We start from the raw sequence: 13678 nt of genomic DNA, 5'->3' as shown, positions 1-13678 counted from the left end.
GTCCACCGCCGCTCACACGGCCGACGCGATGCCGTTGGGGACGCCATTGAAGTGGAAGAACGGCTCCGGCCCCTGGTCGATCTTCAAACCACGGGCGGACGGCAACTCACGCCAGGTGAACTTCGCCGGCGGCAACTTCGGCTCGGTCTACCTGACGGCCCAGCCTCCCGCGCCCGTCGCGCTCCACCAGCTCCCGATGGCCCCGTCGGACTTCACCGGGCGCGCCGGCGAGGAGGCCCGGCTCATGGCGTGGCTCGGCGCGGACTCCGGCGCCGTCCCCGCTCCCCGATCCCGTCCCCGTTCCCGGCCGGGTGCCCGTTCCCGGCTCGGTGGCGGTTCCCGGCCCGGTGGCGGTTCCGCGCCGCGCATGGTCAACCTCTACGGTCCGCCCGGCACGGGCAAGTCGGCACTCGCGATCAGCATGGCGAACCGGCTGACGGCCGACTATCCCGACGTCCAGCTCTACCTCGACCTGCGAACCCGCGACGGGAAGGCGGCCGACCCCGACGACGTGCTGGCCGGGGTTCTGACGACGCTCGGCGTCCCCGCCACCGAGCTTCCGGCCGGGCTCGCCCTGCGCTCGTCGTTCTACCGTTCGCTGCTCGCCGGGCGGCGGACGCTCCTGGTGCTCGACAACGTGTACGACGGCGGTCAGGTCGGCCCCCTGCTTCCCGGGCACTCGGAGTCGGCGGTCATCCTCACCAGCTGGTCCGCCCTGGGCGAGTTACCGGGCGTGCGCGTCCTGGCGCTGGGAAAGCTCGACGAGCAGGACGCGGCCGAGTTGCTCCTCAAGATCACGCGACGCCCCGCGGAGGAGGCGAAGGATCCCGCGCTACGGGAGGTGGTGCGCCTGTGCGAGGGGTTCCCCCTGGCCCTGCGCATCGCCGGAGGTCTGATCAAGTCCCGCCCCGACCGGTCGTGGGCGGAGCTGGCGGTACGGCTCCGCCAAAAGGACGGGGCACCCCGGCTCGACCGCTTCCGCTCGGGGCACCTGGCGCTCGAGAAGAACTTCGAGACCGCCTACGCCGATCTTCCCCCCGAGGCGGCGCACGGCTTCCACCTGATCGGGCTGGCCCCGTCGGCCGAGCTGAGCCACGAACTGATGGGCGTCCTGCTGCACCGGGACGCCGCGACGGCCGCCGACGTGATCGACGAACTGGTGACCCGCCAGTTCCTGCAGCCGTCGTCGGGTTCCGCCTACCGCATGCACGATCTGCTCCGGGCCTTCGCCGAACGGCGGCTGCGCGACGCCGAGCCGCCGGCGGTCCGGCAGACCGCCGTGGAACGTCTGGTCGCCTGGTCCCGTGACCGCATCCGATCCCACTACCTGCCGAGTTTCATCGCCCGGCACGCGTTCCTCCCGTCGCTCACGGGTCTGTCCGACCTCCCACTGGACGCCCACTACGTCGACGGCCCCCTGCTGGTCCGGATGGACGGCGGGCGGAAGGTCCCGGTGTCCGCCGCCCGGGTCTTCCCCCGGCCCCTGAAGCGGCTGGCCGTGACCGGGCCGGGAGGCACGGGGAAGACCACCCTGGTCAACAGCCTCTGCCTCACGGCCGCCAGGCGCGGGGCGGCCGGGGGCGGCGGACCGGTCGTCCCCCTGGTGCTCCTGGCGAGGGATCTGCGTCCCGAGGACGACGGCGGCGATCTGGAGACGCTCATCCTCCGTACCCTCCGCTACCAGTACGACTTCCAGACGACCGGGGAGGTCCTGTCGGCGATCCTGGAGCACGGCCACTGCCTCCTGGCGGTCGACGGCCTCGACGAGGTGGAGGGCACGCGGCTGCGCGGCCATCTGGTGCGGGAGCTGCGCCGATTCTCCTCCCGGTACCGGCGCGTGCCGGTGCTCGTCACGACCCGCCACTACCCCGGGGTACGCGACGACCTGGCGTTCCTCCGCTCGGCGACCATGGCCCCGTGGCCCGACGCCCAGGTCCACGAGTTCCTGGAGAAGCTGGCCACGGGACCGCGCCCCGGCGCCCTGGAAGGCCCCGTCGCCGGGGGAACGCCGTGGCTCGCGAGCGCGGTCCGCCACCTGATCGAGGAGAACCCGGAGCTGTCCGACACCGTCAAGACGCCGCTCGCGCTTCTCATGCTGTCGGAGATCTACGCTCGCGGCATCGAGCTTCCCCGCTCTCCGGTGAAGCTGACGGAGTGCCTCCTCCATCTCTACGTCTTCGACAGGGAGCAGAGCCGCGGAACACTCCACGTCTTACCCGACCAGTTGAAACTCACGCTCAGCGCCATAGCGTTCGCGATGCAGTCGAACAACGAGAACCGGATATATTTCCGCGAACGACCGCTGAGCCGGTTTCTCAGGACCCTGCCGCTCAGAGACGTCGGCCCGGATCACGCCGCCGATCACATGATGCGATATTTCCAGTCTCGGGCCACCATTTTCACCGAAGTGGGGTCGGCTTCCGATGGAGAGCCCGTTTTCGCCTTCACCCACACCGCCTACCGCGAGCATTTCGCCGCCCAATACATCGCCGCGCTGTCTCCGAGGGAAACGCTCAGGGTCATCGCGGACAGGCTGGAGAGCGGATCGTGGGAGGCGGTCCTCTCCGCGGCCGTCGAGCTCGCGAGGGATCATCGCGGACCGGGCCACGTCAAGGAACTCGGCCGGCTGGCCGAAGGCGCCGATCCGCGGACCGGCACGTTCGTCCGCCGCCTGATCGCGCGGCTCTAACGGCTCTAACGGCTCGACGCCTCCGAGACGATCACCGGGACGGGTTCCGGGCGGATCCGGAGACGGACCCGAAGGCCGGTCCTTGACGCCGGAGGGCGGCCCCGACGCCGGAGCTCACAGGCGCCGGTTACACTCGGTGGCCTGTGGGACACGGAGCGGCAGGGGGTGCCGAAGGTGACCGTTCTCCGGGCGTTCACTTTGGAGACCACATCAGGGAAAGGACCGTTCAGACCGGAGGACTTGAGTCCAAGCCATACCTTCCAAAAGTGCGCGAAAAAGGTACCTCTATGACTTCCCCGATCTCTCGTCGTAACCTGCTACGTTCCGGGGCAGCGGGTGGCCTGGGCATTGCCATCATCGGCAGCATCGAGGCCATCGCCGGTCCTGCCTCCGCCCAGACCGCCCAGGCCGCCGGGGCCCTCCAGGCCGGTCTCAAGGCGGCGGGCTACGGCCCCGTCCTCCCGGACCCGGCCGGTCTGCTCGCCCTCCCCCGCGGCTTCTCCTACAAGATCGTCGCCCAGGCGGGCAAGACCCTGCTCGAGTCCGGGGAGCCGACCCCGAGCGACGCCGACGGCACCGGCTTCTTCCAGGGTCGCCACGGTGTCTCCGTCCTGGTCAACAACCACGAGATCGGCGGCGGCGAGCCGTACCCCGTGCCGAACCTGCCGGGTCTGACCTACGACCCCGGCGCGCACGGCGGCACCACCAACATCGAGGTCGACAGGCGGGGCAACCGGATCCGCGAGTACGTCAGCGTGGCCGGCACGCACAACAACTGCGCGGGCGGCATCACCCCCTGGGATACCTGGCTGACGTGCGAGGAGACCGAGCAGCGCGCGGGCGGAGCGTTCCAGAAGAACCACGGGTACGTCTTCGAGGTCGACCCGTTCGACCGCGACGCCAACCTCGACCCGGTGCCGCTGAAGTTCCTGGGCAGGTTCTCGCACGAGGCCGTCGCGGTCGACCCGCACACCTCTGCGATCTACGAGACCGAGGACGCCAGCGGCCCGCACGGCCTGTACTTCCGCTGGACCCCGCCCAGGCACTTCCGCGCCCGCAAGGGCGCGCTGCGGGAGCTCGCGCTCAGCCAGGGCGGCGCGACCGCGGGCACCCTGGAGGCCATGAGCTGCTTCTCCAGGGACGGCAAGCACGTCGCCAACCTGTCCGAGGCCACCCAGCCGGGCACCCGCTACCAGGTGCGGTGGGTCGCCGTACCGGACCGCGACGCCACGACGGTCTCGGTGCGCAAGCAGTTCACCGACGACCAGGTGACCCGCGCCCGCAAGCTTGAGGGCGCCTGGTGGGGGGACGGCGGCGCCTACTTCGTCTCCAGCTACGCCCGCACCAGCGACGGCAGCGTCAAGGAGCACGACGGGCAGGTGTGGTTCTACGACCCCAGGTCGGAGACGATCACCCTCAAGACGATCTTCGTGGTCAACCCCGACCCCACCAAGGACACCAACTACGACGGACCGGACAACATCACGGTCTCGCCGTACGGCGGCGTCATCCTGGCCGAGGACGGCGAGGGCCTGTCGCACCTGGTCGGCGTCAGCCAGAAGGGCGAGGCCTACGCGCTGGCCCGCAACGAGCTGAACGACAGCGAGTTCACCGGCCCGACCTTCAGCGGGGACGGCAAGATCCTGTTCGCCAACATCCAGACCCCCGGCTACGTGCTCGCGATCACCGGCCCCTGGAACAAGCAGAACAACAACCAGAACAACGACGACCAGGGCGACGACGAGCAGTAACCGTCGCACGACCGTGGACGCCCCCGTTCCGGCCGCCCGGAAGGTCGGAACGGCGGGGCGGGCCGCGGGCGCGCGCCGGGCGGTCTCCGCACACCCTCTCTCCACGATCGATTCGGCCGCCGTGGCGGCGCAGGCCGAGGCGGACTGCGAACCCCGGGCCCGGCCGGGCGCGCTCGTCGTGGAGGGCTTCTCCGCGGACCGGGCGGACACCGTACGGGTGGCCGTCCAGTGGGAGCCACCCGGTGCGCCCGTCGTGCAGAACGACCGTCCGCCCGCGTGAGTCCGGCTCCGTCCAGGCGCAGACCTCCGCCTCCTCCGGCGCGGCCCGCGGCACGGTGATGCGCGCATCGGCCGGGTGCCTCATCGGCCTGCCACTGGCGTGACCCGTGACCGCATCGATCGTGTGGGGGCGTCCCCGCGGGCGCCGTTCGAGACCCCGTGGACGCTGATAGCCACCCCGGTCGCCGCGCTTCCCGTCCTCTCCGCGGTGATCGCGGCTCTCGCCGCCCCAGGCGGCTCCTCCGGCCGGAGCTCACGCCGGGGCCCGCGCTGACACGCCGACGTCCTGACGTCCTGGCGCGCTCACGTTCTAACGCGCTCACGTTCTGACACGCTGACGTTCTGACGCGCTGACGCCGTACGCGGCGAGCGAGAAGTCCGATGCCGGGGTGCAACCGTTCGGCCCGCGCGTCCGAAGACAGGATCAGGCGGAACCCGGCGCGGCTCGCAGCACGTCAAGTTCCTCGTTCATCGCGTCAAGGAAGGCGGCCACGGTGCGCAACTCCTCAGGACCGAAACGTCGCAGGGCGTTGTCCGTGCCGAGGGCGAGGGGGCGGAAGAAGGCCGCGGCGAGTTCCCTCGCCGCGTCGAGGTAGTGCAGGTGGACCACGCGCCGGTCGTGCACGTCGCGAACCCGGCGGATGTGCCCGGCCCGCTCCAGCCGGTCGAGGCACGCGGTGACGGCGCCCGAGGTGAGGTTCAGCTCCTCCCGCAACCGGCTCGGGGTGATCGGCGACGGAGCGTCGAAGATCTTGATGAGGGCCTGGACGTCGGTGGTGTGCAGTCCGTGCTCGTGGGCGAACTCGTGGGCGATGCGGTTGAACTCGGTGTTCATCCGGCGCAGCCGTACCGCGAAGGACTGCAGGTCGATGCCCTTCTCACCGTCGCCGTTCATGGCGCCATGCTACATTAACTCACTCATTGAGTATCTTAATCATTGAGTTATATGGTCTCACGGAAAGGTGATCCCATGGCGCGGCGACCGATCCGCTGGCTTGTCCCGGCGCTGCTGGTGCTGGTCTGGCTGGCCGTCGGCGGAGGGCTGGGGCCGTTCGCCGGCAGGCTCACCCAGGTGTCCACCAACGACCAGGCCGCGTTCCTGCCACAGAGCGCGGAGTCGACGCGTGTGCTGGAGGTGCAGGAGAGGTTCCGCCAGGGTGAGACGCAGCCGCTCATCGTGGTGTGGACCGCGGACGGCGAGAAGGTCACTCCCGAGCAGAGCGCCGCGGCGACCCGGGCGCTCGCCTCGCTGCGCGGCACCGCGGACGTCGTCGGGACGCCCAGCCCCGCCCTCGGGTCGGACGACGGCCGGGCGCTGCGGGGCGTGGTGCAATTCAGCCCCGATCTCGCGAGCTCCGCCCTCGGGGACGCCCTCGACCGGATCGGCTCGGCGGTGGCGGTCGACGGCCTGCGGGCCCAGCTCGCGGGACCGGCGGCCACCCGGGCCGACCTGTCCGACGCCTTCGCCGGCATCGACGGCCTGCTGCTCGGCGTGGCGCTGCTCACCGTACTGATCATCCTGCTGGCGGTGTACCGGAGCGTCCTGCTGCCTCTCGTCATCATCATCGGCGCGGTCTTCGCGCTGGGCCTGGCCTGCGCCGTGGTGTACTTCCTGGCCGACCGCGGTGTCGTCCGGGTCGACGGCCAGGTGCAGGGCATCCTGTTCATCCTGGTCATCGGCGCGGCCACCGACTACGCGTTGCTGCTGACCGCCCGCTTCCGGGAGGAACTGGCCACGACCGGCGACCGCTTCGCCGCCGGCCGCATCGCGCTGCGGCGCTCGTTCGAGCCGATCGTCGCCAGCGCCGCCACGGTGGCCCTGGCCCTGCTCGCACTGCTGCTCAGCAACCTGACCAACAACCGCGCGCTCGGCCCGGTGGGCGCCATCGGCATCGTGTGCGCCGCCCTCAGCGCGCTCACCTTCCTGCCCGCGGTCCTCGTCCTGCTGGGCCGTACCGCCCTGTGGCCGGCGAAGCCGCGCCCGGCGGACACCGGGACCGGCGAGACCCGCGGGATCTGGGGCCGCGTGGCCGCCGTGGTCGACCGTCACCCGCGCCGGCTCTGGATCGCGACCATCCTGCCCCTCGTCGGCCTCGCCCTCTTCGCGCCGCAGCTGAACGCCAGAGGCGTACCGCTGGACGAGACCTTCGTGAACGACGCGCCGTCGGTGGCCGCACAGGCGACGCTGAGCGAGCACTTCCCCGGAGGCTCGGGGCAGCCCGCGGTCATCGTCGCCCCCGCCGAGCGTGTCACCGCCGTGGAGGAGAAGGCCCGCGGCGTCGCGGGCGTGTCCGCCGCCGCGGCGGTGAGCCAGAGCGGGCGACCGGGTGACACCCCCAAGATCGTCGACGGACTCGTGCTGGTGGAGGCGACGTTGAACGACGCGCCGGACGGCGACGCCGCCCAGGACACGGTCAAGCGCCTGCGCGCCGCGCTCGCCCCCGAGAACGGCGTCCTGATCGGCGGCTACAGCGCCCAGCGGTACGACACGACGGAGACCGCGAGGAACGACACGCTGCTCATCGTCCCGGTCGTCCTGGCGATCATCCTGCTCATCCTGGTCGTCCTGCTGCGTTCGCTGACGACGCCCCTGCTCCTGGTGGTCACCGTGGCACTGAACTTCCTGGCCACCCTCGGTGTCTCCACGCTGGTCTTCACGCACGTGTTCGGATTCACCGGCAGTGACGCATCCGTACCGCTGTACGGCTTCGTCTTCCTGGTCGCGCTGGGGGTGGACTACAACATCTTCCTCATGTCCAGGGTGCGCGAGGAGACCGCGCACCACGGGGCGCGGCAAGGGGTGCTGCGCGGGCTGGTCACCACCGGCGGGGTGATCACCTCGGCGGGCGTCGTGCTCGCCGCCACCTTCGCCGCCCTGGTGGTGATCCCCCTGGCCTTCCTCGCGCAGATAGCCTTCATCGTCGCCTTCGGCGTCCTGCTCGACACCCTGGTGGTGCGCTCCCTGCTGGTCCCGGCGCTGGTACGGGATCTCGACGCGCGGGCCTGGTGGCCCAGCCGCCTGGGCCGTACCGGGGGACGGCAGGCGCCCCGGGACCTGGCTGGCACGCCGAGATGACACCCGGCCGGACGGCGGCGTCCTTCTGCTCCGGCTGCGTCCTCCCGCTCAGGCGGGCGCCGATGCCGGTGACGCCGCCCCGGCCCGCTAGGAGTTCCCGGCCGATCGCACGATCTCGTCGATGAGGGTGGCGAGCCGGCGCGGCTGGGACAGGAACGGGGAGTGGCCGCCGGGGAGGCGGCGGATCTCGGTGGCCTGGGCCGCCATCCGCTCCTGCATCGCGGGCGGGAGGGCCCTGTCGTGCTCGGCGACGATGTAGGTGGACGGGATGTCCCGCCAGGCGGCCACGCCGACCTTCTCCGCGAACGACCGGACGGTCTGGCCGACCAGCTCGCCCATCGCCCGCTCGGCCTCGTCATCGGGCAGATCGCCGTAGAACGAGGTACGCGGTTCGTCGATGACCGGGAACAGTCCGCTCATGTCCTCGGGGTCGGGGAAGCCGTGGACGGTGTACAGCGACTGCCCCTCGGCCGGCATGTACGCGGCGAGGTAGATCAGCCGCTCGACGTTGCCCGCTCCGGCGGCGGCCTCGGTGATCGGGATGCCCCCGTAGGAGTGGCCGAGCAGTACGACCGGTCCCGCGATCGACGCCAGCTCCCCGGCCAGCACGGCGGCGTCGTCATGCATGCCCGCGGTGGGACGCTCACCGGCGCTCGGCAACGCCGGTGAGCGCGTGTCGTGACCGAGCGCGCGCAACTCGGTCTCGAGTTTCGCCCAGCTGTCCGGCCGGTGCCAGGCGCCGTGGACGAGCATCACAGTGGTCACGAACGTTCCTCCTCGGGTCTCATGTCTTATGAGATCCATCTTCGGCCCGGTTCGTTCTCCAGTCCGGTTCGTTCTCCGGTCAGGTGCACTCTTCGGCCTGGTCCTGGTGTTCGAGGCCTACGACGCCGCGACGGCGTGAGACGCCTCGGCCCGCGTCGCCCGGTCGAAGACGGCCGCCCGGGCACGCGGACCGCCGGATCCAGCCGCTTCCAGGGCGCGAAGATGTCCGGAATCGGCCGTTGACCGCGGGCGGCCCCCTGCATACGTTCCGCTTGGACCGCCTGCACGGCGCCCGGTACGAAAAGGGGTGCGATGACCGCCGAAACCAGCCCGAACAAGAACATCGTTCCTGGCCCGCTGGGCACGCCCCCACCGGAGTTCGCCCGACGCCACGAGGAGGGACCGCTGGACCCGGCCGCCATGCCGAGCGGGGACCTGGTGCCGGTGGCCGTCAGATACGAGGACGTGCGGACCCTGCTGGGCTCGGCGGCCTCCAGCCGCAACCTGCGTCTTCCCGGCCTGCCGCGGCTGGTGAGCGGCATCGGCATCGACGACGACCCCGACTCGCTGATCAACCAGGACCCGCCGGAGCACACCCGCTACCGGCGGATCATGCAGGGGGCCTTCACGCCCCGCCGGACCGAGCCGTGGCGGCCCTGGATCGCGGCGATCGCCGGTGAGCTGCTCGACGGGCTCGGGGAGGAGTTCGACCTGGTGGACGGGTTCGCGGTGCGGCTGCCCGGCCGGGTCATCTGCCGGTTGCTCGGCGTCCCGTACGACGACTACGACCGGTTCATGGCCTGGACGGACATGTTCCTCACCACATCCACCGCGACCGAGCAGGTCCGCTACCAGGGCTACACCGAGTTCATGGCCTACGCCCGCGACCTGGTGGCCCATCATCGCGCGCAACCCGGCGACGACCTCATCGACCTGCTCGTGCAGGCCCGCGACGACGAGGACCGGCTGAGCGAGGGCGAGCTGGTCAACACCGTGTTCGCGCTGATCACCGCGGGACACGAGACGACCGCCTCGATGGTGTCCAAGGGCGCCTTCCGCCTCATGCTCCACCGCGGGCAGTGGGACGAGCTGGTCGCCCGGCCGGAGCTGGCGCCCACCGCGGCCGAGGAGATCCTGCGCTACGACGGGCCGCCGGCCAGCGCGTTCATGCGCCGGATGACCGAGGACGTCGAGCTGTCGGGCGGCACCCTGAAGGCCGGGACGGTCGTGATGCCCAACCTCAACGCCGCCAACCACGACCCGCGCGCATTCCCCGAGCCGGAGCGCTTCGACATCCACCGCTTCGAGGCCCGGCCGCCGTATCCGCACCTGGCCTTCGGGTACGGCCCGCACCACTGCCTGGCCGCCGCGCTGGCCAGGGTGGAGCTCACCGAGGCCGTCAGGGCGCTGGCGGTCAAACGGCCGGGACTACGGCTGGCCGTTCCGGCCGAGGACGTCGAATGGAGCGACGGCCTGACCCACCGCCCCGTCGCCCTGCCGGTCACCTCGGCCTGACCCCGTCTCCCGCCGTCGCGCCGCCGGTCACATTGTCCTGAGCGGCCCGTCGCCCTGCCGATCGTGTCGGCCTGACCGACCGTCCCGTCGTCGCGCCGCCGGTCGTTTCAGCCGGTCCCGGCTCCTGACGCGAGGAGCCGGGACCGACCGTGTTCCCGCCCTCTTCCCTCACCCCCGAGGGAGGAAAGAGTATGGCCCGGCGAGAACGCGAGGGTGGCTAGTTCTCCTCGTACGGCGCCGGCGGCTGCAGGGAGGCGCATCCCTCCTGAACCCGCTGCCAGGCGGCCGACTTGGGCTCGACCTCCTTGAACCCGGCCGGCTTCTTCTCGTCCTTGTCGACAGGCTGCCAGACGCCGCCCTTGCGCAGACACTGCGCCCACGCGGCGAACTTGGCGTCGTCCTCGGGAGAGGAGGGCTTGTCACTGCCGAGAAGCACCGAGTCCCACTCCTTGCACGCCTTCATGGCGGCGTCGAGCTTGGCCTGGGTGGTCTTGGTGACGGCGCTGGTGTCGAGGTCCTGGCCCTTGACCGGGTCCGGGATGTCGATCCCGTTCTCCCGCATGCACCCGGCGAACTTCACGGCGGTCTCGTGCCAGCTGGGCTTGGCGGCAACGGAAGGGCTCGCGGCGGAGCTCGACGTGCCGGCGGAGCCCGACGTGCTGGCGAAGCTCTGGGCGCCGCACGCCGCACTCAGGGCCAAGGCGGGAAGGGCCGCCAGGACGGCAAGGCGCCGCTTGGTGATGAACACATGTCCTCCAACGGATCGCTTACTGCCCATCACCCTGGCCTGTCTCTGTGAGCGGACCGTCCACACCATGTCATGAACGTGTAATAGCTTCCAAGATCGGACAAATCGCAAGCCTGAGCCGCCGATACTGGAACACATGGCTCGCGTGTTGCTGATCGAGGACGACCCGAACGTCAGGGACGCTCTGACGCTCGCCCTCAAGGACAGGGACCACGAGGTCGAATCGGCGGCGTCCGGTGAGGAAGGGCTGGAGCGGCTGGCGCACTTCGCCGCCGACGTGGTCGTGCTCGACCTCATGCTGCCCGGCATCGACGGGTTCGAGGTCTGCCGTCGCATCCGCGCGACCGCCTCCACCTCGATCGTGATGCTCAGCGCGCGGGGCGACGACTTCGACGTGGTCGGCGGGCTGGAGGCCGGTGCGGACGACTACGTGGTCAAGCCGGTGCGCCCGCAGGTGCTGGAGGCCCGGATCAGGGCGGTGCTGCGCCGTACCGAGAGTGTGCCCTCCCCCGTGGAGACCTACGGCGCGCTGTGCGTGGACCGCGCCTCCCTGACCGTGAGCAGGAACGGGCGGCGGATCGCGCTGCCGCCGATGGAGTTGCGGCTGCTGCTGCACCTGTCGGCCGCGCCCGGACGGGTCTTCAACAGGCAGCAGTTGCTGGAGTCGGTGTGGGAGCACGACTACCTGGGCGACTCGCGGCTGGTGGACGCGTGCGTACAGCGCCTGCGTACCAAGATCGAAGATGTGCCGGCCGAACCGAGGTACGTGCAGACCGTGCGTGGATTCGGTTACCGCTTCGGACCGGTATGACCTGGCTGCGGGGATTGCGGGCCCGCTTGGTGATCACGTTCGTGCTGGTGGGCGGTCTGAGCGCGGTGGGAGCCGCCGGGCTGACCTACTACAGGGCGCAGGACAACCTGCTGGCCGGGACGCAGAACCGGTTGCTGAAGGACTTCAGGAACCGGGTGCTGCTGCTGTCGCGCGACGTCGCGCTGCCCGCCCGCGACGAGGAGCTCGCCCTGCTGGCCGAGGACCTGGAGGTGGGCGACCGCAGGGTGTACGTGGTCCGGGACGGCGCCGTCCCCGACGACGCCCGCATCACCGCCGAACTGCGCGCGAGGATTCTGCGGCGGCCGGAGCTGGCCTGGCAGCGGGTGACCCACGACGGCGTGCCGTACCTCGTGGGCGGCAGCAGGGTCATGCTCGCCGCGGGCGGCGAGCCGTCGGGGATCACCGTCTATCTCGTCGAGTCGCTCGCACAGGCCGCCTCCGACAGGGCGGCCGTGCTGCGTGCCGCGCAGACGGCGGCCCTGCCCGTCGTACTGCTGGCGGTACTGGCCGGGCTGCTGGCTTCACGCGGCGTGCTGCGCCCGGTCGCGGAGCTGGACCGCGCGGCCCGGCGGCTGGGCGAAGGGCGGCTGGAGACCCGCCTGCCCGTGCGCGGCGGCGACGAGCTGGCACGGCTGGCGGGACGCTTCAACGAGACCGCCGCCGCGCTGGAGCGCTCGGTCGGCGAGCTGCGCGAGATGGAGGCCAGGTCTCGGCGGTTCGTCGCCGACGTCTCCCACGAGCTGCGCACCCCGCTGACCGCCGCCACCGCCGTCACCGACGTCCTCGAAGCCGGCGCCGACCGGCTGGGCCCCGACGCCGGGACCGCGGCCCGGCTGGTCACCAACGAGATCGCCCGGCTCACCAAGCTCGTCGACGACCTGATGGAGATCTCCCGCTTCGACGCCGGAGCCGCCGTGCTCAACCTCAACGAGGTGGACGTCGGCGCCGCCGTCGCCGCCTGCCTGCGCTCACGCGGCTGGAGTTCCGACGTCGTCACGGACCTGCCACCGGACATCTGTGTTCCCCTCGACCCGCGCCGGCTGGACGTCATCGTCGCCAACCTCGTCGGCAACGCGCTGCGGCACGGCGCGCCGCCCGTCACGGTCCGGGTGCGCGCCACCGGCCGGACCGTCGCCATCGAGGTCGCCGACCATGGGCCGGGCCTGCCCGCCGACGTCCTCCCGCACGTCTTCGAGCGCTTCTACAAGGCCGACGCCGCCCGTGCCCGCTCCGAAGGCAGCGGCCTGGGCCTGGCCATCGCCCGCGAGAACGCCCTCCTGCACGGCGGCGACCTGACCGTCGCCCCCGGCCCCGGAGCCGTCTTCACCCTCACCCTGCCCAGGAACCACCCCGCCGAGGAATCCACCTTGTCCGGCGACCACTCCGCCGGGGATCCCGCCTGGCCCGGGAACCGCTCCGCCGGGGAACCCGCCTGGCCCGGCGACCGTCCTGCCGGGGATCCCGCCCTGCCCGGGAACCGCTTCGCCGGGGAACCGCCCGTCAGAACCACCCCCGCGGGGAACCGCCCGTGAGAACCTGGCCCCTCGCCCTGCTCCTGGCAGCCTGTACGGCCTGCGGAGTCAGCCCCACCGGCGTGGTCGGCGCCGGAGAGGCCGCCCGCGGCTTCGTCGATGGCACCCCCCTGTACTTCGTGCGAAACGACCGTCTCGTCCCCGTCAGCCGCCCCGTGGGCCCGCTGGAGGCCGCCGAAGCCGTCGAGCTACTGATCGGCGGGCCCACCGAGAAGGAGCTCGACCGATCCCTCGCCACCCGCCTGCCCAAGAACGTGGCCCTCCGGGTGAACGACGGCGGCTTCACGCTGGGCAGGGGCGCACCGATGCCGGTGGACGGCCGATGGCTGCCGCCGGTCACCCGCCTGTCGCGGATGGCGACCGGTCAGCTCGTCTGCACGATCGCCGCCGCCACCGCCGCCAAGCGCGGCATGACCGTGGACGACGTGCGGGTGACCGTACCGGACAAGGGACAGGTCCGCTGCAAGGACTTCGACTGAGCCCCCTGGTTC

Annotated in this window: 11 protein-coding genes; 8 read left to right on the top strand and 3 right to left on the bottom strand. The window is 71.4% G+C overall.

Annotated elements, in window-relative coordinates:
- The first annotated feature begins 46 nt into the window (after positions 1–46).
- From AB0N02_RS37835 to AB0N02_RS37825, 3 genes are all read left to right on the top strand, one after another.
- Positions 47–2689 carry an NACHT domain-containing protein gene (locus AB0N02_RS37835; protein WP_363957029.1) on the top strand — a complete coding sequence of 881 codons (2643 nt, stop codon included), beginning with the start codon at positions 47–49 and terminating at the stop codon, positions 2687–2689.
- A gap of 287 nt (positions 2690–2976) precedes the next feature.
- On the top strand, positions 2977–4440 hold the full coding sequence (locus tag AB0N02_RS37830) for an alkaline phosphatase PhoX (protein ID WP_363957026.1): 1464 nt from the start codon (positions 2977–2979) through the stop codon (positions 4438–4440).
- 13 nt (positions 4441–4453) lie between these two features.
- Positions 4454–4720, top strand: coding sequence for a hypothetical protein (locus AB0N02_RS37825; RefSeq protein ID WP_363957023.1), 267 nt, complete (start codon positions 4454–4456; stop codon positions 4718–4720).
- A 423-nt stretch (positions 4721–5143) separates the two neighbouring features.
- Here the strand turns inward: AB0N02_RS37825 and AB0N02_RS37820 are convergent, their stop codons facing one another.
- The gene (locus AB0N02_RS37820) at positions 5144–5614 is read right to left on the bottom strand and encodes a MarR family winged helix-turn-helix transcriptional regulator (protein WP_363957020.1); all 471 of its coding nucleotides are present in this window, start codon (positions 5612–5614) and stop codon (positions 5144–5146) included.
- A 75-nt stretch (positions 5615–5689) separates the two neighbouring features.
- Here AB0N02_RS37820 and AB0N02_RS37815 point away from each other — a divergent pair, with 75 nt between their 5' ends.
- Positions 5690–7795, top strand: coding sequence for an MMPL family transporter (locus AB0N02_RS37815; protein ID WP_363957018.1), 2106 nt, complete (start codon positions 5690–5692; stop codon positions 7793–7795).
- 87 nt (positions 7796–7882) lie between these two features.
- Here the strand turns inward: AB0N02_RS37815 and AB0N02_RS37810 are convergent, their stop codons facing one another.
- Complete coding sequence (locus AB0N02_RS37810) at positions 7883–8560, bottom strand: alpha/beta hydrolase (protein WP_363957014.1); 678 nt, start codon at positions 8558–8560, stop codon at positions 7883–7885.
- Positions 8561–8872: 312 nt separating this feature from the next.
- Between AB0N02_RS37810 and AB0N02_RS37805 the strand changes: the two genes are divergently transcribed.
- On the top strand, positions 8873–10075 hold the full coding sequence (locus AB0N02_RS37805) for a cytochrome P450 (RefSeq protein WP_363957010.1): 1203 nt from the start codon (positions 8873–8875) through the stop codon (positions 10073–10075).
- 217 nt (positions 10076–10292) lie between these two features.
- Here AB0N02_RS37805 and AB0N02_RS37800 read toward each other — a convergent pair whose 3' ends face one another.
- Positions 10293–10823 (bottom strand): hypothetical protein, encoded by a 531-nt coding sequence (locus AB0N02_RS37800; protein WP_363957007.1) that lies wholly within the window; start codon positions 10821–10823, stop codon positions 10293–10295.
- A 136-nt stretch (positions 10824–10959) separates the two neighbouring features.
- Between AB0N02_RS37800 and AB0N02_RS37795 the strand changes: the two genes are divergently transcribed.
- The 3 genes from AB0N02_RS37795 to AB0N02_RS37785 are packed head-to-tail and all read left to right on the top strand — an operon-like array spanning position 10960 to position 13666.
- The gene (locus AB0N02_RS37795; protein WP_363957005.1) at positions 10960–11634 is read left to right on the top strand and encodes a response regulator transcription factor; all 675 of its coding nucleotides are present in this window, start codon (positions 10960–10962) and stop codon (positions 11632–11634) included.
- Positions 11635–11663: 29 nt separating this feature from the next.
- Positions 11664–13187: a HAMP domain-containing sensor histidine kinase gene (locus tag AB0N02_RS37790; RefSeq protein WP_363957128.1), complete on the top strand. Its 1524-nt coding sequence runs from the start codon at positions 11664–11666 to the stop codon at positions 13185–13187.
- Positions 13184–13666, top strand: a complete 483-nt coding sequence (locus tag AB0N02_RS37785) for a hypothetical protein (RefSeq protein ID WP_363957002.1) — start codon at positions 13184–13186, stop codon at positions 13664–13666. Before AB0N02_RS37790 ends, AB0N02_RS37785 begins: the two co-directional genes overlap by 4 nt.
- Positions 13667–13678 lie beyond the last annotated feature (12 nt).

Source organism: Streptosporangium sp. NPDC051022, assembly GCF_040683035.1.
Classification (GTDB): Bacteria; Actinomycetota; Actinomycetes; order Streptosporangiales; family Streptosporangiaceae; genus Streptosporangium.
The sequence above is the reverse complement of the archived record's forward strand: the minus strand, read 5'-3'. Positions and strand labels throughout refer to the sequence as shown.